Source organism: Salinivibrio sp. IB868 (assembly GCF_001995655.1).
Lineage (GTDB): Bacteria > Pseudomonadota > Gammaproteobacteria > Enterobacterales > Vibrionaceae > Salinivibrio > Salinivibrio siamensis.
The window spans coordinates 49,537-73,908 of record NZ_MUEW01000004.1 but is presented as its reverse complement, the minus strand read 5'-3'; the positions used below and the strand labels follow the sequence as shown (position 1 = coordinate 73,908).

The 24,372-nt window shown below is 51.4% G+C and carries 23 protein-coding genes and 2 pseudogenes; 15 read left to right on the top strand and 10 right to left on the bottom strand.

The window, feature by feature from the left end; translation table 11 throughout:
* Nucleotides 1–1,038, top strand: coding sequence for a DUF2955 domain-containing protein (locus tag BZG20_RS05875; protein ID WP_046076038.1), 1,038 nt, complete (start codon nt 1–3; stop codon nt 1,036–1,038).
* A gap of 166 nt (nt 1,039–1,204) precedes the next feature.
* Nucleotides 1,205–2,809, top strand: coding sequence for a methyl-accepting chemotaxis protein (locus BZG20_RS05870; RefSeq protein WP_077578404.1), 1,605 nt, complete (start codon nt 1,205–1,207; stop codon nt 2,807–2,809).
* 82 nt (nt 2,810–2,891) lie between these two features.
* Here the strand turns inward: BZG20_RS05870 and BZG20_RS05865 are convergent, their stop codons facing one another.
* The gene (locus BZG20_RS05865) at nt 2,892–3,788 is read right to left on the bottom strand and encodes a LysR family transcriptional regulator (protein WP_077578403.1); all 897 of its coding nucleotides are present in this window, start codon (nt 3,786–3,788) and stop codon (nt 2,892–2,894) included.
* Nucleotides 3,789–3,930: 142 nt separating this feature from the next.
* On the opposite strand from BZG20_RS05865, the gene BZG20_RS05860 reads away from it, so the two are divergent.
* From BZG20_RS05860 to BZG20_RS05835, 6 genes are all read left to right on the top strand, one after another.
* Entirely contained in the window at nt 3,931–5,079 is a 1,149-nt protein-coding gene (locus BZG20_RS05860; RefSeq protein ID WP_077578402.1) for an S-(hydroxymethyl)glutathione dehydrogenase/class III alcohol dehydrogenase, read from the top strand.
* A 38-nt stretch (nt 5,080–5,117) separates the two neighbouring features.
* Nucleotides 5,118–5,954: an S-formylglutathione hydrolase gene (fghA, locus tag BZG20_RS05855; RefSeq protein ID WP_077578401.1), complete on the top strand. Its 837-nt coding sequence runs from the start codon at nt 5,118–5,120 to the stop codon at nt 5,952–5,954.
* Nucleotides 5,955–6,371: 417 nt separating this feature from the next.
* Nucleotides 6,372–6,575 carry a hypothetical protein gene (locus BZG20_RS05850; RefSeq protein WP_077578400.1) on the top strand — a complete coding sequence of 68 codons (204 nt, stop codon included), beginning with the start codon at nt 6,372–6,374 and terminating at the stop codon, nt 6,573–6,575.
* A complete protein-coding gene (locus BZG20_RS05845) occupies nt 6,572–7,504 on the top strand; it encodes a hypothetical protein (protein ID WP_077578399.1) in 933 nt (310 codons plus the stop codon). Before BZG20_RS05850 ends, BZG20_RS05845 begins: the two co-directional genes overlap by 4 nt.
* A 5-nt stretch (nt 7,505–7,509) precedes the next feature.
* Nucleotides 7,510–8,235, top strand: coding sequence for a hypothetical protein (locus BZG20_RS05840; RefSeq protein WP_077578398.1), 726 nt, complete (start codon nt 7,510–7,512; stop codon nt 8,233–8,235).
* 31 nt (nt 8,236–8,266) lie between these two features.
* Nucleotides 8,267–8,860 carry a hypothetical protein gene (locus BZG20_RS05835; protein ID WP_077578397.1) on the top strand — a complete coding sequence of 198 codons (594 nt, stop codon included), beginning with the start codon at nt 8,267–8,269 and terminating at the stop codon, nt 8,858–8,860.
* Between the two features lie 705 nt (nt 8,861–9,565).
* On the opposite strand, the gene BZG20_RS05830 is transcribed toward BZG20_RS05835, so the two are convergent.
* Nucleotides 9,566–10,594: an IS110 family transposase gene (locus tag BZG20_RS05830; protein WP_077578396.1), complete on the bottom strand. Its 1,029-nt coding sequence runs from the start codon at nt 10,592–10,594 to the stop codon at nt 9,566–9,568.
* 615 nt (nt 10,595–11,209) lie between these two features.
* Here BZG20_RS05830 and BZG20_RS15960 point away from each other — a divergent pair.
* Nucleotides 11,210–11,998 carry a hypothetical protein gene (locus BZG20_RS15960; protein WP_131825343.1) on the top strand — a complete coding sequence of 263 codons (789 nt, stop codon included), beginning with the start codon at nt 11,210–11,212 and terminating at the stop codon, nt 11,996–11,998.
* A 216-nt stretch (nt 11,999–12,214) separates the two neighbouring features.
* Entirely contained in the window at nt 12,215–12,811 is a 597-nt protein-coding gene (locus BZG20_RS05820; RefSeq protein ID WP_077578394.1) for a hypothetical protein, read from the top strand.
* Between the two features lie 403 nt (nt 12,812–13,214).
* Here the strand turns inward: BZG20_RS05820 and BZG20_RS05815 are convergent, their stop codons facing one another.
* Genes BZG20_RS05815 through BZG20_RS05800 form a run of 4 tightly spaced genes read right to left on the bottom strand, consistent with a single transcriptional unit; the run spans nt 13,215 to nt 16,866 of the window.
* On the bottom strand, nt 13,215–14,294 hold the full coding sequence (locus tag BZG20_RS05815) for an ABC transporter permease (protein ID WP_077578393.1): 1,080 nt from the start codon (nt 14,292–14,294) through the stop codon (nt 13,215–13,217).
* Complete coding sequence (locus BZG20_RS05810) at nt 14,284–15,240, bottom strand: ABC transporter ATP-binding protein (protein WP_198531457.1); 957 nt, start codon at nt 15,238–15,240, stop codon at nt 14,284–14,286. The genes BZG20_RS05815 and BZG20_RS05810 overlap by 11 nt, the downstream gene beginning before the upstream one ends.
* A complete protein-coding gene (locus tag BZG20_RS05805) occupies nt 15,233–16,213 on the bottom strand; it encodes a biotin/lipoyl-binding protein (RefSeq protein ID WP_077578392.1) in 981 nt (326 codons plus the stop codon). Before BZG20_RS05805 ends, BZG20_RS05810 begins: the two co-directional genes overlap by 8 nt.
* Complete coding sequence (locus tag BZG20_RS05800; protein ID WP_077520691.1) at nt 16,210–16,866, bottom strand: TetR/AcrR family transcriptional regulator; 657 nt, start codon at nt 16,864–16,866, stop codon at nt 16,210–16,212. The genes BZG20_RS05805 and BZG20_RS05800 overlap by 4 nt, the downstream gene beginning before the upstream one ends.
* Nucleotides 16,867–17,335: 469 nt before the next feature.
* Here BZG20_RS05800 and BZG20_RS05795 point away from each other — a divergent pair, with 469 nt between their 5' ends.
* Both BZG20_RS05795 and BZG20_RS15905 read left to right on the top strand, forming a co-directional pair.
* A complete protein-coding gene (locus tag BZG20_RS05795) occupies nt 17,336–19,303 on the top strand; it encodes a methyl-accepting chemotaxis protein (RefSeq protein WP_198531456.1) in 1,968 nt (655 codons plus the stop codon).
* Nucleotides 19,304–19,400: 97 nt separating this feature from the next.
* Nucleotides 19,401–19,535: pseudogene (locus tag BZG20_RS15905) on the top strand (TIGR02450 family Trp-rich protein); the annotation flags it as partial.
* A 17-nt stretch (nt 19,536–19,552) separates the two neighbouring features.
* On the opposite strand, the gene BZG20_RS05790 reads toward BZG20_RS15905, so the two are convergent.
* Both BZG20_RS05790 and BZG20_RS05785 read right to left on the bottom strand, forming a co-directional pair.
* A complete protein-coding gene (locus BZG20_RS05790) occupies nt 19,553–19,960 on the bottom strand; it encodes a nuclear transport factor 2 family protein (protein WP_077578390.1) in 408 nt (135 codons plus the stop codon).
* Nucleotides 19,961–19,979: 19 nt separating this feature from the next.
* The gene (locus BZG20_RS05785) at nt 19,980–20,735 is read right to left on the bottom strand and encodes an SDR family oxidoreductase (protein ID WP_077578389.1); all 756 of its coding nucleotides are present in this window, start codon (nt 20,733–20,735) and stop codon (nt 19,980–19,982) included.
* Nucleotides 20,736–20,879: 144 nt separating this feature from the next.
* On the opposite strand from BZG20_RS05785, the gene BZG20_RS05780 reads away from it, so the two are divergent.
* Together BZG20_RS05780 and BZG20_RS05775 are read left to right on the top strand one after the other, a co-directional pair.
* Nucleotides 20,880–21,752, top strand: a complete 873-nt coding sequence (locus BZG20_RS05780; RefSeq protein ID WP_077578388.1) for a LysR family transcriptional regulator — start codon at nt 20,880–20,882, stop codon at nt 21,750–21,752.
* Between the two features lie 13 nt (nt 21,753–21,765).
* Nucleotides 21,766–21,891, top strand: a pseudogene (locus BZG20_RS05775) (TIGR02450 family Trp-rich protein); the annotation flags it as partial.
* 76 nt (nt 21,892–21,967) lie between these two features.
* Here the strand turns inward: BZG20_RS05775 and BZG20_RS05770 are convergent.
* The gene (locus tag BZG20_RS05770; protein WP_077578386.1) at nt 21,968–22,663 is read right to left on the bottom strand and encodes a VC0807 family protein; all 696 of its coding nucleotides are present in this window, start codon (nt 22,661–22,663) and stop codon (nt 21,968–21,970) included.
* Between the two features lie 236 nt (nt 22,664–22,899).
* Between BZG20_RS05770 and BZG20_RS05765 the strand changes: the two genes are divergently transcribed.
* A complete protein-coding gene (locus tag BZG20_RS05765; RefSeq protein WP_077578385.1) occupies nt 22,900–23,223 on the top strand; it encodes a PQQ-binding-like beta-propeller repeat protein in 324 nt (107 codons plus the stop codon).
* A 112-nt stretch (nt 23,224–23,335) separates the two neighbouring features.
* On the opposite strand, the gene BZG20_RS05760 is transcribed toward BZG20_RS05765, so the two are convergent.
* A complete protein-coding gene (locus BZG20_RS05760; RefSeq protein WP_077578502.1) occupies nt 23,336–24,304 on the bottom strand; it encodes a calcium/sodium antiporter in 969 nt (322 codons plus the stop codon).
* Nucleotides 24,305–24,372: the final 68 nt, after the last annotated feature.

The window sequence follows — 24,372 nt, the reverse complement described above, 5'->3', positions numbered from 1 at the left end:
ATGAGGTTATGGCATCACCCCTTAAGTGATAACGATGTGCGCCAGTGCGCGCGCATTGCCACCGGTGCCACGCTCGGATTTGCGGTGTGTAAGTTTTTCGGTTTTAGCTTCGGGGTGTTTTTTACTGTCACGCCGATGTTGTTGCTTGGACTTGTACCCGTGATTAACGGTCGTGCCGCGCGTCAATTGCTCGCCTCCGCGGTGATCAGTGGGATAGAAGTCGGGCTGCTAGGCGGATTGTTTGGCGCGCACCCTGGATTAATGACACCGCTGGTGTTCTTGCTTTTCACCTATAAGTTTGCCTGTATGTCCAAAGGGCGCTTCTTTCTTTTTGGCGCCAACAGTGTGTTAAGCCTGAGCATTATGCTGCACTTTGCCAGCTATCCCGATTTACCGATTAACACCTTAATCTTCGGTAACCTGGGCGCGAATGTGTTATCGGTCGCGGTGGCGTATTTAGTGACCTGGTTAATTCCCGATGTCACGCCACGTCAGCCGCCCGCCGCGCCCGCAGGAGGAAAACAATCGCACCGGATGCGACACGAAGCGCTGATGGGCGCAACCTTGGCCACGGTCTCGTTTTTCATCTTCCAGTTGTTTGACTTGCGCGATTCGATTTCAGCGCAAGCCACCACTGTGTTGCTACTGTTCCCGATGCATTGGAACGGATCGCTCAGCTATGCACGAAAGCGGGCGATAGGCACTGTACTGGGCGTCGCTTATGGGATTGGTTGCCAAGTCATTTTATATGATTGGTTTAATGTGCTGATCTTAGTGATCCCGCTGCTATGGATAGGCACCATGCTGTTTGCCAACGCCCACTTAAAGGAGGCCGGGGGATCAGGCGTGGGGTTTGGTGCCATGGCTACGCTTGGGATCTTATTCGGGCAATACTTAAGCCCTAATCAAGACTTTATGTATGATGCCTTATACAGAGTGAGTAGCAACCTGGTGGCTATCGTGCTCACCTTGATGTTGTGTTTTATGGTGCACAAGCTGCTTAACTGTTTTTCCGCGACTCGGTTTGGTGCCGCGTAAGCGTTTGAACCAACAAAGTTATTCCTCGCTTTAGTCAATCGATAATGGTTATTTTTGCGGTAAACATCCCATCCTAATTTGACTTTTGCGAGGTATCGCTTGTTTCTCCTCCGACCTGTCGCTATGCTCCATGGCAGTTATGATGCACAGATAGGAAGTCAGCGAAGTGAAAAAACTCATCCTGATCGTGGTATGCGCCATGTTTGCCGTTGCGGCGATTGCCAGTATCACCGCAACCACCTTTATCTCGCATGACGAGATAGACAACATTATTCTCAAGCGTTCGCAAGCACAGGCTGAGCTCCTGGCCGATCGTGCTGAATACATTTTAGAAAACTCTTCCACCCCCACCGCCGATTTACAAGACATGGTGTCGGATCTTAAAGGTCGCGACGACATCAGCTATGCGGTAATGATTGATAAAAACATCAAAGCCATTGCCCACAGCGACACCCAAAAGCTGGGCAAGGTGTATAGCGATAACTATACCGTCGCGGGTGCTGGCCAAGGCCAACCGCAGCATTCTCGCTGGTATGCCGATGTGCAAGATGTGTGGGTGTACGACATCATGATGCCGGTTTATGTCGATGGCCGCCTGTGGGGCGCGTTTGATGTTGGTATCCCGATTACGGAAGTCGACGCGGCTGCCAACGGTATCGCTATTGCCCAGCTCACCGCGATTGGCTTGATTTTTATCGGCTGTACTCTGGTGTTGGTATGGCTGTTGGGCCGTTTATTCGCGCCACTAAAAGGCCTAGAGCATGCGCTGGCGGATATCTCCAAAGGCGACGGTGATTTAACGGTGCGCTTGCCGGTGACGGGCAACAACGAAATTACCCACATCTCAGAGGCGTTTAACACCTTTGTGGAAAAAATCGACCAAATCATCGCCAACGTGGTGGAAACTGGTGAAGAGCTGGGGCGTTCGGCTGAATCGCTACGTGATAAAGCGGCGCACTCGCTGAAACGTGGCGAGTCGCAAAGCGAGCAAGCCTTGCTGGTGGTCACCTCAATGAACGAAATGATCGCCACCATTAACGAGATCTCACAAAGCGCCTCGAATGCGGCAGATTCAGCTTCGTCGGCCAACAGTGAAACCGAAGCCGGTAAGCAAACCTTGAGCGAAGCAACCGCGACGATTAACCAGCTCGACACTGAGATGGACAATATGTCGACGGTGATCACCTCGTTGGCCGAACGCACCCAATCGATTGTGTCGATTCTGGATGTGATCCGGGGGATCTCCGAGCAAACGAACTTGCTTGCCTTGAACGCAGCGATTGAAGCGGCGCGTGCCGGCGAAGCGGGACGTGGCTTTGCGGTGGTGGCTGACGAAGTGCGCAGCCTGGCGACCAAAACGTCGCAATCGACCGAAGAAATTCAATCGACCATTGATCAGCTTCAGCAAGAAGCGAAAAATGCGGTTGATGCCATGGATACCAGCAAAGCGCTGACCACCGAGGGCAACCGTGCCACCGAGCAAGCGTTAACCGCTTTAGAAAGTATTGCCATGCAAGTCAGCACCATCTTGGACATGAACACCCATGTGGCGACGGCGACCGAAGAGCAATCGAGCGTGGCCAATGAAATCAACGTTAATATGGATACGGTCAACCAAGCGGCGCAAGCAGGGCTGGATGATAGCCACAGCCTTGAGGCCAGCAGCCAAGACTTGGCCGGTTTGGCGCGCACCTTGGACCACCATGTCGGCGCATTCAAAATCTCGGCCATTAAACCCTCCGGGAGCACATTGCGGGCGGCACGCGACTAATTCAGCGTGTACCTAAAGCAAGATAAATCGCTAGCCCTGTGCTGGCGATTTTTTTGCTTCATCATCAAAAAAGCAGAAGTTACTAAACACCTGCTCGTAGCTGCTGGGCGGGTAAATGCTCGGCCAGAAATGCCAACCACGCTGAGACCTTAGGCTGTAATTGACGTCCACTCGGATACAGCGCCCAAATGCCTTCATCATCTACCCGATAATCGGTTAACACTTCTTCCAACTCGCCGCTTGCCAACGCGGGTTGCACGTAATAATGCGGCAGCTGCGCCAATCCTAAACCGTGCTTGGCCGCATTGAGCAGCGCCACGCCTGAATTGCAGCGCAACCGGCCTGACACGGTTAACGTGCGCACCTTGCCGCCGCTTTGGTAGTGCCAATGCTCGTTCGACCCCACTAAGCAGCTGTGATGACTGAGCGCACTGGGCGACTCGGGGCGGCCATGTAAAGCCAAATAGTCCGGACTGGCGCAGATGGTTAATTGCCGCGACCCGAGTCGCTTGGCTTTCAGGCTTGAATCGGGCAAGTGGCCAATGCGGATCGCGACATCGGTGCCGGTATCTGTCATATCTACTCGCCGATTGGTTAGATGTAAATCCACCGCCACTTGCGGATAGGTCACCATAAATGGCGCGAGCAGCGGGGCGATATACTGTTCACCAAAGTTAACCGGTGCGGTGACACGAATAGGCCCGGCAGGTAACGACTGAGCTTGAGTAATGGTTTGTTCGGCATCCACCAACGCCGCGATCAGCGGTCGGCAGCGTTGATAATAGAGCTCACCCTCATCGGTTAACGACACCTTCCGCGTAGTACGATGAAACAGCTTCACTCCTAAATACGCCTCGAGCGCAGCCACCCGGCGACTGACTGACACCACTGTGGTATCGAGTTTATTGGCCGCTTGGGTGAAGCTACCATGCTCGGCGACCGATAAAAATTCGTTAAGTCCTTCCCAATGGGGCGCCATTGCTGTCTATCCTGTCATTATTCACCCATATACATTATTACGTGAGTGAAATAATAATTTTCAAATTTGCAGGATTATAACTAAATCTAACTTGGTTAGCATAGTCAGGTACGCAATTGACAAGCACAGAAAGGAACCTTCAATGGCACTCTCAATCCAGCCAGGACAAACACATATCAAATCCAAAGCCGCCGTCGCATGGGGACCAGGCCAACCACTGAAAATGGAAGAGGTCGACGTTGAATTGCCTAAGCCGGGTGAGGTGTTGGTCAGAATCGTCGCTACCGGTGTGTGCCATACCGATGCGTTCACCTTATCGGGCGACGATCCTGAAGGCGTCTTCCCCTCGATTCTTGGCCACGAAGGCGGCGGAATTGTGGAAATGGTCGGCGAGGGCGTCACCAGCGTAGAAGTGGGCGACCATGTGATCCCGCTTTACACCGCGGAATGTGGTGAGTGTAAATTCTGCCAATCTGGCAAAACCAACCTATGTGGCGCGGTACGTGAAACTCAAGGAAAAGGCCTGATGCCAGACGGCACTTCGCGCTTTTCGATTAACGGCGAGACCATTTTCCACTACATGGGCTGCTCGACCTTCTCGGAATACACCGTATTGCCAGAGATCTCACTGGCGAAAGTGAGCAAAGCTGCACCGCTCGAAGAAGTTTGCTTGCTTGGCTGTGGCGTGACGACCGGCATGGGCGCAGTCATGAACACTGCCAAAGTAGAAAAAGGCGACACGGTGGCGATTTTCGGTTTGGGTGGCATTGGCCTATCTGCTGTGATTGGCGCGCGTATGGCTGGCGCGAGTCGCATCATTGGCATTGATATTAATGAAAGTAAATTCACCCTTGCCAAGCAACTGGGTGCCACCGATGTGATTAACCCGCAAGACTACGATCAGCCAATTCAACAAGTGATTGTGGAGATGACCGACGGCGGCGTTGATTATTCGTTTGAATGTATCGGTAATGTCGATGTGATGCGCCAAGCGCTGGAATGCTGCCACAAAGGCTGGGGCGAATCAGTGATCATTGGGGTTGCTGGCGCAGGCCAAGAGATTTCGACCCGTCCGTTCCAGCTGGTGACAGGGCGCGTCTGGAAAGGCTCGGCATTTGGTGGCGTTAAAGGCCGCTCGGAGCTGCCCGGTATTGTCGAGCGCTACCTCGATGGTGAGTTTGGCTTGCAAGAATTTATTAGCTACACCATGGGCCTTGATGAAGTAAACCGCGCCTTTGAACTGATGCACGAAGGCAAAAGCATTCGCAGCGTGATCCACATGGACCAATAACAGGACGGCCGCCGTGGCAACGCGGCGGTAAAATAACCATGCAACTAGAAAAAATAAGCGAAAGTAAAGTCGCAGGCGGTTGGCACCAACGTTGGCAGCATGACTCAAGCACCACCAACGGCAAAATGACCTTTGCGATCTTTGTGCCAGAGAAAGCGAAAGAACAACCTGTGCCGGTGCTTTATTGGCTCTCGGGCCTGACCTGCACCGACGAAAACTTTATGCAAAAGGCCGGCGCGTTTAAACAAGCCGCCACCTTGGGCATGGCGATTGTGGCACCGGACACCAGCCCGCGCGGTGAGGGTGTGGCGGACGCCAACCAATACGATCTCGGCCAAGGGGCGGGGTTTTATGTGAATGCCACCCAAGCGCCGTGGCAGTCGCACTACCAGATGTATGACTACGTTGCTTACGAACTGCCGGAGCTGATTGAATCGCACTTTGCGGTCAACAACCAGCGCGCGATTGCTGGACACAGCATGGGCGGCCACGGCGCGTTAGTGATTGGTTTGCGTAACCCCTCACGCTACAGCAGCATTTCCGCGTTCAGCCCGATTTGTCATCCCACCGAGTGCCCGTGGGGCAAACAGGCCTTTAGCGCCTATTTAGGCGATGACGAACAAACATGGCAAGCCTACGATGCCACCGTATTACTCGCCCAAGGCCCCACCGCCATGCCGATGCTGGTGGACCAAGGCGATAAAGACGGCTTTTTGGCCGAGCAACTAAACCCGCAAGCCCTGAAAAAAGCGGCCGAGAAACACAACTCCCCGCTCACCTTGCGCATGCAATCCGGCTACGACCACAGCTACTTTTTCATCAGTACCTTTATTGATGAACACCTCGCCTTCCATGCCACTCGCTTTGCGCGGTAAGGCACAAACCACGTCGAGACCCAAGCGGCCACCCAGGCCGCTTATTTTTGCACCCATTTCACAAAACATGGCTTGGCTAACACTTTGGACAATAGCGCACGAAAAGCAAAACAACGCTTGATACACTAGTGCGAAAAGTAGCCAATAAATGGCGTGTTAGGTGCCGACAACTGATCGGCGGTAGCGTGGTGAGTGGATGGGTGGTTACAGCTTAACGCTTGGGGATAGTGTGAACACTCGAGTGGAGATAGGCAGTGTGCGCACTATCTCGGAAAAGAGATATGCATGATATGCAATAAATTCTCTTTATAACAGTCAGTTAGTAAGGTAAGAGTGCGTATAATGATTTTGGGTAATCGCTTATGCGCACTAATACAATGTTACATTTTAAACTAAGCACACTATAAGGATATCGTTATGTCAAACCATGTATTAATTGCCTTAGCAAAGAGAAAGCCATTCGCAGCCACTCCTGAAATGCCGGAGGGATGTCGCTACGATTACGGCAGAGGTCTTTGGACGAAAGCAAATGATGTTTTGGTATCGCATGGCTCTGAATTCGGTGTGCAGGTCACCAAGAAATGCGACGTCGAAACTGGCGAGGATCAAAAAGGAGAATGAGTAAGTTCTGTTTGGTTCTTTGTAGCAAGTATGATTTTTCCGTTGATCTTGTGATCCAAGAGTTAGAGAAAATCGGTGCCGATTATATCCGTCTGAATAAGGAGGAACTGTCTGACTATTTCATAAATATTGACCCCGTAAAGAGAGTTTTAACGGTGAAGGGGCATGGGATAAATAGAGAGGTATCTAATGTTACCTCAGTATGGTTTAGACAGCCAGTTTTTATAAGAAATACTCCTGCACACGCGCTTGCGTTAGAGGAGCAACTTTCTCGATCTCAGTGGGCAGCATTTTTAAGAGGCCTCATTGTATTCGAAGATGCTATATGGATGAATTGGCCAGCCAGTACTTATTCTGCTGAATCTAAACCATATCAGTTGATGTTGGCCTCAAAAATCGGTTTCAAAGTACCAGGAACAATGATTGGTAATGATTCAAACTATTTCGATAAATTCGATGCCGATATAATCGTAAAGTCTCTAGACACTGTGCTTTTGCGTGAGGGCGAAGACTGTTTGTTTACATATACATCGAGTATTACAAGCAAAGAGTTGAACGAAGACAATACAAAAATAGCTCCATTGACGGTACAGGAATTCGTTTACCCGAAAACTGATATCAGGGTGACTGTTATCGGGGAAAAAGTACATGCAGTCAAAATAACATCGTCTGGAAGTGGTATCGATGAAGACTGGAGGCTACTAAAAAAAGAAGAGATTGAGTATACGGATATCAAATTACCACCTGCTATCGTTGGTTATTGTAAAGGGATCGTCAATGAAATGGGTTTGAGATTTGGAGCGATCGACCTGATTGAAAGCAATGAAATCTACTATTTCATCGAAATTAATCCTACAGGTGAGTGGGGGTGGCTTTCGACTGATAATCGGCCAATTGAAAAAGATATTGCAAATATGTTAGCTGGATAGATCTAATGAGTTTTATTCATCTACTCCAAGAAGCATTTCCGTTCTTTCATTTAAAAGGAATATATGAGAGAAAGCTACAGGACGCAGGTAAGGTATTGAATCAAAGATATTCCTATTACTTTAAGCTTGAAGAAGAAACTGTATCTGATCGCCTCAAAGAAGAGCATCAGAGGTCACAAAAAATAGACGATAAAACCTCCAAATTCACATTGGGATTGAGTGTCTGCCTAACCGTCCTGGGTGTTGCGGCAACGGTGGTAGCGAGGCTGCTACCGGCACATGATTTAAAACCGCTCGTTGTTATATTTCTCAGTATATGTTCACTATATATGTTGGCCGGAGGTATTGTCTCTTTGGGAGCATTCAAGCTAATGCCAACTTATGGTTATGGAACTCTTTACGAGTATCGGAAAGCAAATAATGGCCCATCTGAAATAGTTAAGGCACTAATTGGCCAAGAGAATATAAACTTGGTTAAGCAAGTTAGGAATCAAGTTGCCTACCTGTGCATTAGAAATGGATTTGTAATGCTTTTGTTTTCGTTACTCATGATTTCAGCGATATTAACTCATAATGCCTATTTGAATATGTATCCGACAAAAGAAACAGCAGAAGCTATTTCGAATGACAAGGGGGTCGGCGTGATAATCAAATGTAACAAGTCGATGCATTTCGTTCCGCACCTTCGGGGCTGCACCGGACTGTCGCTGCGTTGCAGCGCCAGCCGATGATCGAGGTGTTAAGTTTCCCCCGGGATCGACTATGGACGACAAAGTGAGAGCATCGTGGGAAAGAACTCTTCACCCTGAGACGCTCAAAACCAACATCATCACAGCGTCAATATTTTCGATGGCGTTTGAAATGCTCAAAAGCAGCATTGTCGAAAAGATCGAGGGCTTCTTCACGAATGGCTTTGATCAGAATGGACCGATAGTGAGCCCCGAATACAAAGACAAGGTTCTTTCCCTTAATCGGAGCCCTCTGTACGCCTCACTAAGGTGGCTGCAAGATATAGGAGCCATCGATGACGACGATATGGAAAAGTTCGAGCACATCAAAAGGTGTCGCAACACGCTGACTCACGAGATGTTTGCTTTCGCGTCCTCTGGTGTCGATTTTGATGTTGCTGAAGTATTTGACGAAATGGTGAGTCTTTTACGAAAAATCGAGCTCTGGTGGTTTGAGAACTTTGAAATGGCAATCGATCCTGAGTCCTATCCGGAAGATTTGGATGTAAAGCAAGTGGTTCCTGGGCCGGTCTGGAGTCTCCAAATGCTCATAGATGTTGCGCTAGGGCCAGAGGAAGAAGCTCGGAAGTACTATGATCAATTCGTGGCAGGCGCGGAAAAAACTTAACAATCACAGGCACGGGGACGTCTGCTACATTGCGGCTTCGCCTCCATTTCGCAGCCGTGCGTGCTGTTGGCGTTAGGCGAACAGAGTAATCAATGAACATTCAACTGGTATAATACAGAACTGCTTTCCGCGAAATTTGGTCAAAGAACATTAACAATAAAGGATTGGTAAAATGACAATGCGCACCTATACAAAGCTACAATGTTCATGCGGGCAAGTCGGAGAAATTGTTGAGAGCGAAAACGATCAACCTTTTTCAAAAGAGTGGTCTAAAACAAGTCTGAGAAATTTGGGTTCCAAAGGTAGTTATCAAGGAAGTCACCATTTAATTGCGAAAATGCATCCTTCATGTCTCAAGTGCGGCAGTAGTTTAAGTCCAGAGCATATCGTTGAATGATTCGCCTAACAATAAAAATTAAGGGTGATTCACAACGCTAGGCACTCTCACTTCAAGCAAGTTTAGTGTTTATGGCACAATGCTTTAGGTAGGTGGTTAGCGTTGTTCACACCTTAACTTGGCTACATGGATTCCCCCGTTCGTCAAGCATCCGCGAAGCGTATTGAGTTTGGTTTGGACTGCCGCTCTACATTCGGCCTTTTACTGACTCACGTCATGGCCCTGATGACATTGCGCGGTTGCAGTGCCTAATTCGTTAGAAGGCATCAAGGTGCCCGCCGCATTAACAGGCTCTCTGCAAATGGTCTTCACCGATACTCATCAACTTGCGTGTGCAATGACCCGGTTGGTGTATTTCTCCTTATGACAGCGACGATTTTGGCCGCGAGAGAGACAATGGCGCGGTTCATGCCACGTCGCTCAAGGACGTTTCGCCCCCAAACACTGAGTCTATCTTGCTTATCGCCTAGGTTCGTGATGATGGCTCTCGCACCATGCACTAAGAGCGTTCTGAGGTATTTATCTCCTCGTTTACTAATACGACCCAATCGTGGCTTTCCTCCGGTTGAGTACTGTTTGGGAACTAATCCAAGCCAAGCCGCAAAGTCTCTACCGGAATCAAACTGCTCGCCTTTTCCGATAGTGGCGATAATCGCCGTTGCTGTTTGTGGGCCAATGGCGCGAACATTAAGAATACGCTGGGCATTAGGACTGGCCTTGGTAACCATATCGAAACACTGCTCGGTATCGGCGATACGCTGATTAAGTGTTTGTAGGTGGTCAAAGCAATCTGCCACGACAGCACGAGCAATATCAGGCAGGCCATTTTCTGCTGCCTCGAGAATGAGTGGTACTTGACGGTGAACGGCGGCCCGTCCTGTTGGAATAATAATGCCGAACTCTGGCAGTAATGCACGAATACGATTAATGAGGGCGGTACGTTCATTGACCCAATGTTCACGTACACGATGTATGGCGAGAATCGCTTGGCGTTCGGGTGATTTAACAGGAATGAACCGGCTGTTTGGACGCTGAACAGCGTCACAAATGGCAACGGCATCGTTCAGGTCATTTTTTCCTTTTGTGCGATAAGGACCGACGTACTTTGCGGCCATGATACGGGTATCGTGACCGAGCTTGTTGAATTCTCTGGCCCAATAATGTGCCCCACTGCAGGCCTCAATGCCTATGCACATCGTAGGCATATTTGCTAATGTAGCCAGTAGTTTAGCGCGTGAAACAGATTTATGGAGAATGACTTTTCCGTGGTCATCCACCGCGTGAAGAGAAAAGTGGTGCTTGGCGAGATCAACGCCACAAAAGAATGGAGTAGACATGGTTACCTCCGGTATTAAAGGCCGCACCTAAGTGTGGCAGATCTTCAAGAGGGGGAATCCATGTCATTCGTTAGATGAAAAATATAAGAGTCTAAATTGTCTAGTTTTTTCTTCCCGTACATAGCATTTCTATACGGTGCAGCGTATAGCGTTCAACAGATCTTAGAGGGGATTGGGCTAACGTCGTCCAACTTTTTGGAGCGGAATGAGAGGGGGCTCATTGTTGGAAGTTACTGGTCTCCTGCAGAGGCAGTAACACCCATTTTGGGTCTCCTTCTACTTTATTCGATAATTCTTTTTTTTGCGGTTTTAGCCGCTGGATTTGTGATTGCTCGGTGGCGTGGCGTTGTCCTTGTCTTTACCCTACTAGCTGTTCCTGGACTTATGAGCGTCGCTGGATTATGGCCTCAAATAAATTACCTTCCGGATTCGTTTTACATTGGAGGTGGTTCCTTGGGAAGTCCGTTGGGCTTCGTCCCTCTCTTAATCCTCAGCTTGCTAACGGGGTGGTGTATAACTGTCATTGTTTACGACTCCCTCAACCTAACTGATAGATTTCGCGGCTACTATGATCATTTATGGTACGCGACGGCGCTTCTAGCTGGGATATTTTTCGTGGCAGACTCTGTTGGGACACGCCAAGCGTCAAATCTTGCCGAAGAAAATAGAATAAGCCGAGCAGCGAGCTCGTATTTATTGAACCAAGTCCGGACCTATGAGCAGTTTTGTAAAATGCAAGATCTAGCTGAGATGTCTTCTTGTGTATGGGCTTCTGATGTACAACAAACATTGAATGAGTATGCAGCCTATGGGGTGGACACTTTCTACCTATTTGGTCCTGCTAAGAGCGTCGAAATCTACTCTGGCGTCCGAAAGTCGGTGCCAAAAAAAGAAGTCATCCAAATCCGTAAAGAGATCGAACGCTACAATCGCACGGTTTGCCCCGTAGAAGACTTTGGAAATGGGGTTCGGCAACAGGCCAGACCATCAGGTGTTTGCCAAAGAACCCCCTCGGCATTCTGCAGAGCTTTCCCTGATGGTCCGGAAGGGTTGGTAGACAAATATATTATGGCAAGATCTGTTGCACTCGCTAGCGAATGTATTATCCCGACTCTGGTTGCTTCCAAGGCTACACAACAAGATTTAAATGAGGCTATCGAGCACAAACAGAAAGAACGATACCAGCGGTGGTGGTTGTTTATAGCACTAGCTGCCGTCGTTGGGGGCAAAGTAGCAAATTCGACAACAAAGGTTGCCAAACTGGACCAGCGTGATTCCGCTGAAAGGCGGCGCTTAATTCGACCATCCCTTCGGAGTTTGTCGCGCGTCATCAAGAGATTAGTGTTAATTGGTAAAACCATTGCTCAACGGCTTAAGCGCTGGCGATCACATAGAAAGTTGTGAGCGTCACTTTGCTAGAGCGGCATTAAAGTAAGGCCGGGCGAGAACCAGGGTCATCTAACAATCGGCTGTACAACGACCGAGTTTCCGCCGCTTCGCGGCTCCAAACCGACGCGTGAGCCGGGTGTTATATTCCATTGATAGCTACGAAGTCATGTTTGTATGAACAGGTGTTTTTGTATACAGTATTCGTATGAGTACTCTGCAAGGAACTTTGACATGAAAAATGCTATAAAATTTACTTTGGTATGTCTGTTATCCGCCTCCAGTTTTCCCTCAATTGCTTCGAGTCAAAAAGTAAACATGGCTATAGATGCTGCGCAAGCTTTATGTTCAACACCGCATCAATTCGGAAGTGGCTCTAGTTTAAAGCTTTCTGCTCAAGCGAAAGCTGATGTAGGGAAAATTATACGTAAGTTGGCGAGTGCTAATGGTAATGTTAACGCTGAGTATATTGAAAATGAATGGTTAGGTGTAAGGCAGGAAGAACTGGCTAAAGCTATGAAAGATAGCAACAGCTGCAAAAGCAATATTTTCACACTAGTAATGCAAGATTTTGGTGGGCAGGGTTGGTCAAAAAGCTTTCAAACAAGCAAGAAGATACCTTATATTAGCCATCCAAATGGGACCGCTCCAATAACGCCGACTCCAACCTATACTGACCTTCAAGGGGCTTGTTGGGCAGAGACAGGATCTGACGTACAGCTTCTTGCGCAGAAGAAAATTGATTTCGGTAATTTTGTTAAAGTCCGAGTTCTAAATGGCACTTGTAAAGGGGCTGTAGGTTGGATCAGCAAGGAATTCTATAGAATATAATAAAGCAGTCAATGTGATACGTTACTCTCGGCATTTTTGGTATGAAGTTCAGTGTTCTTTCTCGTTCCCACGCTCCCGCGTGGGAATGCATATCTAGTTATCATTCAGACACTAAATGTTCCATAAGCTAAGTAAAATCACGCCGCGTAGAGTATTGAACCGGCTTGTTCGTTAAAGGTAGTGACGCTGTCCGCAAGTGTTAGAACAAAGGTTTGGGACAGCTCGGTGATCTTGTGGCGGATTGTGCCCATGATTCAAAATCCATATGCATTCCCACGGTCCCGCGAGGGAACGATTTAAAGAGTATCTCGCGACCGGGCTGGGAACCCTTTCATAAACGCGGATGTTCATGCGTTTCCCGTGGGTCATGCGGCTAATTAGGTCACGCTCAGCCACATGCCTACTAGTCAAGCTGCTTGTTGAAGCGCAGTGTCGCCAACACTAGGAATACCCCGAAGAAGGCTAGCAGCGGCCAGATTTCGGAATGCAGTTGGGACAAGTCGGCGCCACGAAGCAGAATTCCGCGCGACAGTCGTATGTAATGGGTCAGTGGAATCACTTCGCCGATCCACTGCGCCAGCCTCGGCATACCGTCGAACGGGAACATGAAGCCCGACAGCAATATGGATGGCAGGAAGGTGAAGATCGTCAGCTGGGTCGCCTGGAATTGGGTCTTCGCGAGGGTGGAGACGAAAAGACCGAGCGCCAGCGTGGCTAGGATGAAAATGACCGAAGCCAGGTAGAGATCGATGACGCGCCCGCGTACGGGCACGTCGAAGAGGTACTGGCTGACCCAGAGGATCAGCGTGACCTGGATGAGCCCGATCAGTACGTAGGGAACGATCTTTCCGAGCATCAATTCTGCGGACTTCACCGGCGTGGTGATCAGCAACTCGAGGTTGCCGCGTTCGCGTTCCCGCACGATGGCGATGGCGGTGAAGAGCACCATGGTCAGGTGCAAGATCACACCGATCAGCGCCGGCACGATATTGACCGGTGAGCGGCCCTCGGGGTTGTAGTAGGTACGCGACTCGAATAGGTTGGGCGGTTGTCGCTGCCCCGGCAGGGGCATGCTGCCCAACCTTCGGACGATGCCCTCTACGGTCGGGTCCGAGCCATTGATTAAAAGCTGTCCGGCCGGGCGATTACCATCGATCAGTCGTCGCTCGAAATCGTGCGGAATATAGATCCCGACATCGATCTCGCCGGCATCCAGCAGCGCTTCGAGTTCCTCCGGGCCGGCGGCCGATTGCGTGATTTTCACGATCTGGCTGGCCTCGGTGGCGGCAATGACTTGCCTCGACAGACTTGTGTTGGCGTGATCGGACACGGCAGCATTGACGTTGCGCACGTCGAGGTCGATGGCAAAGCCGAACAACAGGATCTGCAGCAACGGCACGCCGATGATCATGCCGAAGGTCAGGCGGTCGCGCCTGAGCTGGCGCACTTCCTTGCTGGCGATGGCGAAAAGTCTACTCAGCATCGGCCTTGCCCCTCTTGTGACCGTTCAAGCGCGTGGAGGCGACGAAGACGTCCTCCAGGTTGGCGACGACGTTCTCGACGTCTCCGGCGATCTCCGCATTGGCGAGCGTATCCCGGATCAGCCCGGCCGGATCGACGATTCGCATGTCGGTCAGCGCGTGCAGCCGCGTCCCGAGCTGGGCGACACTTTGGACACCGTCGGTGCCTTCCAGGCACTCGCGGACGCGCTGGGGGGTATCGGTCTCGATTTCGACGACACCGGCGGCGATGTCGCGGATCAGGTCGCGTGGCCGGCCTTGGGCGACGAGACGGCCCTGATCCAGGATGGCGAGATTGTGGCAGCGCTCGGCCTCGTCCATATAGTGCGTGGACACCAGTACGGTCGTGCCTTGGTCGACCAGGTCGAACAGGATGTCCCAGAAATCGCGACGGCTTTGCGGATCCACCGCTGAGGTCGGTTCGTCGAGGATCAGCAGGCGCGGTCGATGTAGTGTCGCGCCGGCCAGCGCCAGACGCTGCTTCTGCCCGCCGCTCATGGTGCCGGCGAACTGCTTGCGTCGGTCGCTCAGCCAATACCGTTCTAGCGCACCGTCAATGCGTTGCTTGAGATCGCGGCGCGGCAGGTTGTAGATGGCGGCCAGGAAGCGTAGGTTCTCTTCCACGGTCAGGTCTTCGTAGAGCGAAAACGTCTGCGTCATGTAGCCGATGTGCAGCTTCACCTCCTCGGCCTGGCCGGGGACACGAAAACCGAGCACTTCGACCTCCCCCGATGTGGGCGTCAATAACCCGCAGAGCATGCGAATAATGGTCGACTTGCCCGACCCGTTGGGCCCGAGGAAGCCATAGATTGCCGCCTCGGGGATCTGCAGGTTGACGTCGTCGACCGCTGTCAGCGCACCGAAGCGCTTAGTCAGCCCCTTGGCATCGATGGCGATAACATCATTCATCGCCGACTCCGCTTGGATTAGCGGGCGCGACGGCGCGCACCGGAATGCCGCTAGGAAGCTCTGCTGCGTTCTCCAGGTCGATTTCGGCCAGATAGCTCAGGCGGCCGGCATCGTGTTCGGTCAAGGCGTAGTAAGGCGTATAGGCCGCATCCGTGGCCAGATAGCGGACTTTTCCGGTCCGCTCACCGTGGCCGTCGATTCGCACCCGCACCGTCTCGCCTGGGCTGAACCGGCCATGCAGTTCGGCGGGGACATAAACACGTGCGTAGGGCGGCTGGTCGATGGCGCGAAGCAGAGCCAGGGATTCACCCACGCGCGGCGTCTCCCCCAGTTCGAAAGGTAGGGCTTCCACGCGCGCCTTGCGCGGCGCGGTTACGGAGAGTCGTTCGAGGTTGAAATGCTGGCGCTGTACCGCGGCTTCGGCCTCGCGCACCGCGGCGCGGGCCTGATCGAGTTCCTCTATCGTGGTGCCTTCGACTAGGGTCGCCAGCGCGGCTCGTGTGGCATCGTATTCTCCCTGGGCCTGGTCGCGGGCGTTTGTCGCGCTGTCGAGCTGGCTCCCGCTGGCCAGGTTTTGTGCCGCTAGGCGCTGGACACGCTGCAATTCCTGTCGGGCCGTAGCTAGGCCGGACTCGGCGGCGGTGAGGCGCGCCCGAGCCTCTTCAATGGTTTCCTGTCGCGGGCCGCGCAGCAGTTCGTCGAGCCGGCGGCGGTTTCGGTCAGCAGCGGCCTCCAGTTGCGCTAGTTCGGCTCGGGCCCGATGCGGATCGAGCTCGACCAGAACCGTCCCGGCGTCCACCTGCTGGCCTTCGCGCACGTGAATCTTGACCAAGGGCTCGGCCATCTCCGCGGCCAGGGCGATGCGGTCGCGCTCGAGCGTGCCAACCACAGGGTAGGCAGGGTCGCCATTGCAGCCGGTCAACACCAGCAGCATCAGCACGGCCTGAGCACAGGTCTTGGATACCAGAGTCATGTGCTTGCTCCCTTGTAGAAGAGATTAAGGGTGTGTTCGGCCAGCACTTCGATCCGCTCCGGCGCTAGGCTGTAGTCGAGCACTTGTCCCGCTATTGGTTGGCCGACAAAAGGGAAGACGGCCATACTCAACAGCGACAGCGTGGCCAGGTCGGGATCGAGATCGGCCCTGAGCTTTCCCAGCTTCTGGGCTCGCTTGACTAAGTCGCGCACGCCGCTACCGCCGCGGCTGGCGAACCCCTTCAGAAATGTCTCGCGCATCTGACCGCCGGGCGAGAGCACGTCGCGCACGATCAGCGATGGCACGGCCGGATTCTCGGCAAGCAGCCGCATATAGCCTTGAATGAAGCGCGGCAGTAAGTCCTCATCCACGGGCGGATCTGAGCGTGCGGCTTCGAGCTGGGCGAGGATGGGCCCGAGCGCGTGCTGCAGCACCGCTTCGTAGAGATCCTGTTTGTTGCCGAAGTAGTAGTGGATCATCGCCGGCGTCGCACCGGCTTCCTTCGCGATGACGGTTACCGAGACGCCGCGAAAACCGTGCGTGGAAAACTCGCGCAGCGCTACTTCAAGCAACCGCTCGCGGATGTTCGAGTCGCCGCAGGGGCGGCCCGGTGTCCGCTCGCCCTGCCTGGTTCCTGATGTTTTTCTGTTCATAGAATTAATTAATAAATCGTTTAATTAATTCTGTCAAGAAGAAATGGCCGGGCGGGTTGGGTGCCGGGCGGCCTTGCAGAAGGCCGGCGAAAACGATCAGTCCTTCAGGCGCTTGCGTCCAGTCAGCATAGCCCGCACAAGGTTGTCGCGGTGCAGCCCGTCGGCCGCCCAAAGCGGATCGGCGTTTTTTCTCGTTCCCACGCAYGAGCGTGTGCACGAGTTACACCAAACTCACCACTGAACCAAACCGAACCTCGTTCGTACTAGGTACCGTTATATTCAACCGATGTACTATCTAACGGGGTGAGCGTGAATCAAATCAATCCAGCCAAGTGATGCAATAGTAGGTGTACGGCGGTCAAACCCCTCCATCGCGATCAGCACGTTTTGCGCGAGAAAACACACCTTCATGGTAATTAGACGACTCGCTGCTACGCTTATAGCAAATAGCAGTGCAGAGGATTTTGCCATGACAATCAGCCGTAAGATTAAAGCCATGGCGCTTGCCCTTTTGTTGGGGTCATTTCTTACCATTTACCTGGTTATGGAGTGGGTAGCGAAGCCCGTTTTGCAAGAGCAGGCAGAGGCGGGCGCTCGGCAAACCGTCACAAACATTGAAGGGCGTATTGCCACGGTACTGAATGAAGGGGCAGTGTTGACCGATACACTCGCGGCGCTATCGGAAACATTGCCGTTAGATCGCGCGCAGTTTATTGAACGTCTTGAGCCTGTGGTCGATCACTACGGTAACGCCGCGATTGCGGGCGGGGGTGTTTGGCCTGAACCTGGTAAGTTAACACCGGAAAAAACACGTGATTCTCTATTTTGGGCGCGTAATGCACAAGGCTCGCTGGATCTATTAGATGATTACAATGATCCCGCTGGCAGTGGTTATCACAACGAAAGCTGGTATCAAGCGGGTCGAGGCTTACCGGCAGGGCAATGCGCGTGGTCTGCCGCTTATGAGGATGCGATTTCTGGCACGCCCATGGTCACTTGTACGGTCGCAATTCGCCGAGATGGCCAGTTTTGGGGCGTTGCGACAATCGATTTGATGCTCTCCGGTCTGTCAAACTTATTAACTGACCAAAATGAGGCAACCGGAGGCTATGCCTTTGTGCTCGATCAAACCGATCGCATTCTCTCGTTTCCAGATGTGCGTTCTTCAAGCCTTAGTATGCAAAGCCTGAGCGACGCCAGTAGACAGTATCCTCGTTTATCCCCGCTTGTCTCGGCCTTGGACGCTGAGGAGCCGGTTTATCTGCCGGAAGGCGTGGTAGGCGATAGCCGGTCGCTCCTCGTGCAGGTTCCTCTGTCGGAACAGGGTTGGACAGTGGGCATGCTGTTGCCTGAGGCAACGGCCTTGGCGGCGCTGAATCGAGTAAGTTCTGGCCTGTATATAACACTGTTACCGCTGGTGATTGTCTTCGCGTTAGTTGTGGTATGGCTCGGCCAGAGGCTCATTCGCAGTATCAAAGAGACGACTCAGCAGGTTAGCAGCCTATCGAAAGGTGAGAAAGGCGGTAAGTTAGAGATTGTTCGTGCTGATGAGATGGGCGAGCTACGGCGCGCTGTCAACGATTATGGCGCCCATCTTGAAAAAATTCTCGAAGACGTAGCGAGAGAAGCGATTGGCGTTAAAAGCAGTGCAAACGACTTACAGGCACTGAGCCAAGATTTGAGCGACCGAACGTCGGCGCAGACGAATGAGAATATCACGCTCGCCTCATCGATTAACCAAATGTCCGCAAGTGCCACCGAGGTGTCGAGCAATACTGCCACCGCCGCAGATACTGCCGAGGATGCATCGCACGTGGTGGCAAAAGGGCAGCAAGCCGTCGATGAGAACAGTGACGCGATTGCCAAGCTTGCTACCACACTGAAAGAAGCCTCCTCTGTGATTGATAAACTGGCCTCAGATTCACAGCAGGTGGGAACGGTCCTTGAGGTCATCAAAAAGATTTCCGAGCAAACCAACTTACTGGCACTGAATGCGGCTATTGAGGCGGCGCGCGCGGGAGAGCAAGGACGTGGGTTTGCAGTGGTTGCCGATGAGGTGCGCTCATTGGCCGCCAAAACGCAGGAATCAGCGGAAGAAATTGATGGCATGATTCATCAGCTTCATTCGGCGGCTAGCCAGGGCGTGGACGTGATTGAATCGAGTTATCAGTTGTCTCAATCTTCGGTTGAGCGAGCGAGTGTGGTGCGTGAGCACTTTGAAGAGATTGTCACAGCATTTGATAACATCAAAGAGCGCACCGTCAGCATTGCCACGGCATCGGAGCAGCAAGCGCATGTAACAGAAGAGATCAGTCAACTGGCGGATCGAATCAGGACGTTGTCGGAGCAGAACGCTGAAGGGGCATCTGAACTCAAAGTAATGAGTGCTGATTCACTCGAACGGGCTGACCGTCTAACCCAAATTAGTCAATGGTAGCGTTCGTTTACCTTGTATTGCTATTCTTGAAAGGGCTGATAAGTCGAAACGAGTGCATTCATTGTCAGCCTTATCAGGTGTTTGTTAAGGGGCAGTCGTGAACCAGATCAATCCAGCCAAGTTACGCAATAGCAAGTGGACGGCGATCAAACCCATTAATCGCGAGAAGCACTTTTTGGTCTCCGACGTTGAGTATGATGAAGAGGGTATAGTGGTGTTGTGCGTGCTTGAGTAGGATGACGCGGGTCGCTAGTCGTATCGCATCGTCCAACTGACGATCTTGCCGTCCTCGACAATGAACAGAAAATCCGCTGGGCTTCGGTAATTGTCATTGTTGACGTAAGTGCCGATGACGATGGCTTGTTTGTCATCTGCCATGAGTGTCGGGTTGGTTACTCGTCCATGCACATCGATGATATCGGATTCGAGCCATGCCCTGAACTTGTCGCCGGTTTTCTTGCGCGCGTACCAACGCTCGTACTCCTGGGTCGCGTTCTCGGCAAACAATGATCGGATATGTTCTGCATCGTTGGCCTCCATCGCGCTGACCAATTCGGAGATAACCTGCTCTGGCGTTCGGCTTTCGCTAGAATATGCGGAAGATGTTCCCAGCAGACTAGCACTCATCAACACAAGGGCGACAAAAAATCGGTTCATGGCATGACTCCTTATTTTATTAACGGGTTGTGTATCCGCCGTTGGCGAAAATAGTTTGTCCAGATAGCCACCAGCCATCGGTCGCAAGGAATTTTACGATTGGTACGATATCCTCGATCTTGGTGAGATCGTTACCCAGTGCCTGTGATTTATGAAACGCCACTCGCTCAGGCGTTTCTTGACCGTAGAAAAACGGCGTATCCATTGGACCTGGGCCGATATTGTTCACCGAAATGCCGCGTGACGAAAACTCTTTGGCGGCTGCGCGGGTGAAATGTTCCACCGGAGCCTTACCGCCAGCATAGGTTGAATAACCGTCGGTAAACGCGGCGAGCAATGACGTCACAATAGTGATCAGCTTACCGTTATCATTGAGATGTAAGCCTGCTTCTTTCATGAATAGAAAGGCTGATTTGGCGTTGATCGCCATCATTTCGTCGAGCTCTTCTTCCGTTGTCTCAATGATGGGCTTGCGCAGTACCTTACCCACCGTATTGATGGCCACATCGATACCGCCAAAATGATCCTTCGCCTGTTCGAACAGGGCGGTCACGTTAGCGCCTTTGGTCAGGTCACCCTGAATCGAGATGGCTTCACCCCCCGCCTCTTTGATGGCCTTTACTGTTGCGTCTGCGTCGCTTTCCGTCGCGGCACTGTGATAGTGGACCACGATCTTCGATCCCATCGCAGCGAACTCGCGGCTGATAAGACCACCAAGGTTCTTGGCGCCACCGGCGACCAATGTGACTTTACCGTTCAAATCAATCTTAGACATAACCTATCTCCCGAGTGAGTGAGTAATGTCAGCCAGCCAGTTGGTTAGCGTGACATCTACAGGCTATCTAGTTGACGGTAGCGCTGGAAGGGTGTAAATAAACAATCATTAATTGCGAAACTAACAATAAATGGCGATATAGCGATGGATAATGTAGAACGTCTGTTTCTCAGGGTGGTAGAGACTGGCAGTTTCAAACGCGCCGCTGAACAACTCAACCAAGAGCCGTCTTCAATCAGTCGTAAGATCGCGGCACTTGAAGATCGCCTCAAGGTCAAGCTGCTCAGGCGCTCAACTCAACGCACGACGCCAACCGAGCTGGGTCAACGTTACTATGAGCGCATGCGTCATATCGTCGATGAACAAACTGAGTTAGAGGAAGAAATACGGAGTGGCGTCAATCGATTAAGTGGGACCCTGCGGATCGCTGCTCCGGTGGATTTTGGGACGCGATTTGTGGTGCCGGTGGCAAGGCAGATGCAACAGCAGAGCGACGATCTCAACATTGAGCTCTTACTCGGCAGTCAGTTCGATAACCTCCAGGAGAGGAGCATCGACGTGGCTGTGCGTATCGGTAATCTGCCTGATTCAAGTCTCGTGGCGAGAAAGTTGGGTGATGTCCCTAGGGTGCTGGTTGCAAGTCCCGACTACCTTAAGGTACATGGTGAGCCAGAGACAATTGACGATCTGGAACAGCACAATTTCGTGCAATATTCCCCTGAGACACGTCGCAGTGACATCAAGTTTGAAGATGGCCAGTATTTCCCACATACAAAGATACATAGCAATATTACCGTCAACAGCGTAGAAGCGATCCGTGAATTAGTGCTGGCCAACGTTGGCATCCATCTAGGGCCTGAGTGGATATTTAAGAACGACCTGAGTAGCGGACGTGTCGTCAGGCTTTTGCCTGATTACCGCTTAAGCAGTTTTCCTGTTCATGCTGTTTACTTGGCGCGATCCTACTTACCGTTCAAAACCAGAGAGTTTACTCGTCTGCTAGCGGATTCACTGTGAATAGGCCTTGATTGTTGAGTATGATGAAGACGGTGTGGTGATTTCCTGCGTGCTCGAGTCAGTGCTGTCGAAAAAAGAGTATCCGATTGACTGGCGTGAGCTCAAAAAAGACGAGAAATGGCGTCAAGGGTGGAAGTGATGACGCAAGGGAGGAGGCTATCCTCCCTTTTTTGTTTGTTTTTGACCCGTTTCTGAAACGTCGCGCGTGGCGCTTGCTATTTCAGGTGGAAGATTTGCTCTGTTTCTAGCGATGTCATCGCGCGGATCTGACGCCAGATGTAGTAAAAAATACCAAACATCATCAACATGCTAGGGATAGCAATCATCGGGTAGCTGTACAGCGTCATCTTGCCTAGCTCTTCATTAAACGCGGGTGTGCCGGCAGGGCTGGTGACAATCCACGTGGCAAGGAAGTAGTTCATCGCCGATGAGAACACAAAGGTGCTGGCGAACAGATAGTTTGACCACATCAAGCAGCGCTCAAAGGCGGCGGATTGCCCGCTCTCTCTTAAACGCTGATTGATCAACGAGAGGTTGAGCACGGTGTCATTCAGAATTAACTTCTGCATCAGTGGGTAGCGGGTAAAGGTTGACCCTAACACCGCCAAGCCAATAACGCCGGGGATCAGCGCTTCTTTTAAGGCTAACCAACGGGTATCGAGCTCGAGTAGGCCAATCCCACCTGTTAGTAATACGCTGATAAAACCCAGTGCTGAGATAAAATTGAATTTCTGGTTACGGACCAGATCCATCCCGCCGTAAGCGAGAGGAAAGGCCAAAGCGACGACCAATGCCATGGCTGTACCTAAGTATTCATCGCCGCTCAACTTCATCAGGATGATCGAGGGGATGAAAACGTTGAACAGGATTTCAAACAGGGGACTCGGCTTTTTCGCGGTGGTATTGCTCATAATGTGTGACTAACTCTAGGTGATATCGGTTGTCATTATACTCTGCCAAGCAGTGTTCATCGACCTGGGATCGATGTAAAGCGTAAAAGCGCACCGTTGTGTAACTATGTGTGAAATCAATAGGTGTGAGGGGGTAGCGTATTAGTGAGCTCTTTCTCTAAATTCATGCATAGGCGTTATGTCGATGAAACAGAAAATGATAACCTCAAATTCAATTTTATCTAGTTGTAAATACTATGAATAATGCATTAATTGTGGGAATGAACGGTCGTGTTATAGCAATGTGTCCAGAGACAGGGACTGAGCTATGGAGAACTAAATTAGGTGATTTTTTGAGTGCTAGCTCGGGCTCAAACGTTTCAATTCTGAATCAAAATGGACTTATCATCGCTGGTTGCAATGGCCATGTTTATGGTTTGAATGAGGTTACTGGGGAGGTCATTTGGCATAATGAACTACCTGGAGCAGGGTACGGTAGTGTTTCACTAAGTATTGATGGTCATTCAGTTCAGTTTATTGAACAAGTCGTGGTTAAAGAAGTGCGGAGTGATAATGTGTAAAGCACTGTTGTTTCTGTGTACGCTGATTTCACAGGTCGAATCGATGGTTTTAGGTCGCTCGAAGCGGCCAGTGTATATTGATAGATAGGTATAATTCCATTTCATTAACCCCCTACCGAACCGCATAGATCAGCAAGCCGGTGTAGCTGACGTAGCATATAAACAGTAATCCCCCTTCGGCGCGGTTGATTTCCTGTGTCTTGCCAAAGCGTATTGCGACTAGCAGCAAGAGCACGGTGGCGGCGAGCATCACCATCCAATCTCGCCAGAAGACCGCTTCGGTGATGTTGCGAATCGGCTCGATGGCGCCGGCAATACCAATCACGGCGAGGGAATTAAAAATGTTGGAGCCGACCACGTTGCCCACGGCAATATCGTGTTCTCCTTTGCGGGCGGCGATAATTGAGGCGGCCAACTCGGGCAGGGAGGTGCCTAATGCGACTATGGTTAAACCAATAATCAGATCGCTTATGCCCAGCTGTTGGGCGATCTCAACGGCACCCCATACCAAGATGCGCGAGCTGACAATTAACAGTGCCAGCCCAATCGTTAGCCACATCAGTGCTTTTTTTAGCGACAGGGTTTGCTGGTTGAGTTCGGCATTCATGTCGGTGGCGAGGGTATCGTTTTTAGTTCGTATGCCAGACCACACTGACCAGCCTATCAGCAGTAAAAAGCCTGTGATAAGCAGTAAAGCTTCGTAGGCGCTGATCGTGAAGTCCCATAGCATTGCCCCGATAATGAGAGTGATGGCTAAAAGAATGGGTAGCTCTTTGCGCACAATGGTGGAATGCACTGCAATAGGCGCGATGAGGGCGGTCACCCCGAGAATTAAGGTGATATTGACGATGTTCGAGCCCAGCGCATTGCCCAATGCTAACGCAGGATTGCCATCGACTGCAGCCATCGCTGAGACCACCATTTCAGGCGCTGATGTCCCAAACCCTACCACCAGCATGCCAATGAGTAGCGGCGGTATACCGGCATAATGGGCGCTCACAGCCGCGCCTTCTACAAACCTATCTGCACTCCACACCAAAAGCGCAAATCCAGCAATAATCGCCAGTATTGCAAGCAGCATATCGTCACCTTGGTTGAAATAAGAAGCGTGTTTAATCATCGCCAATAATATCATGGCGATGATTAAAC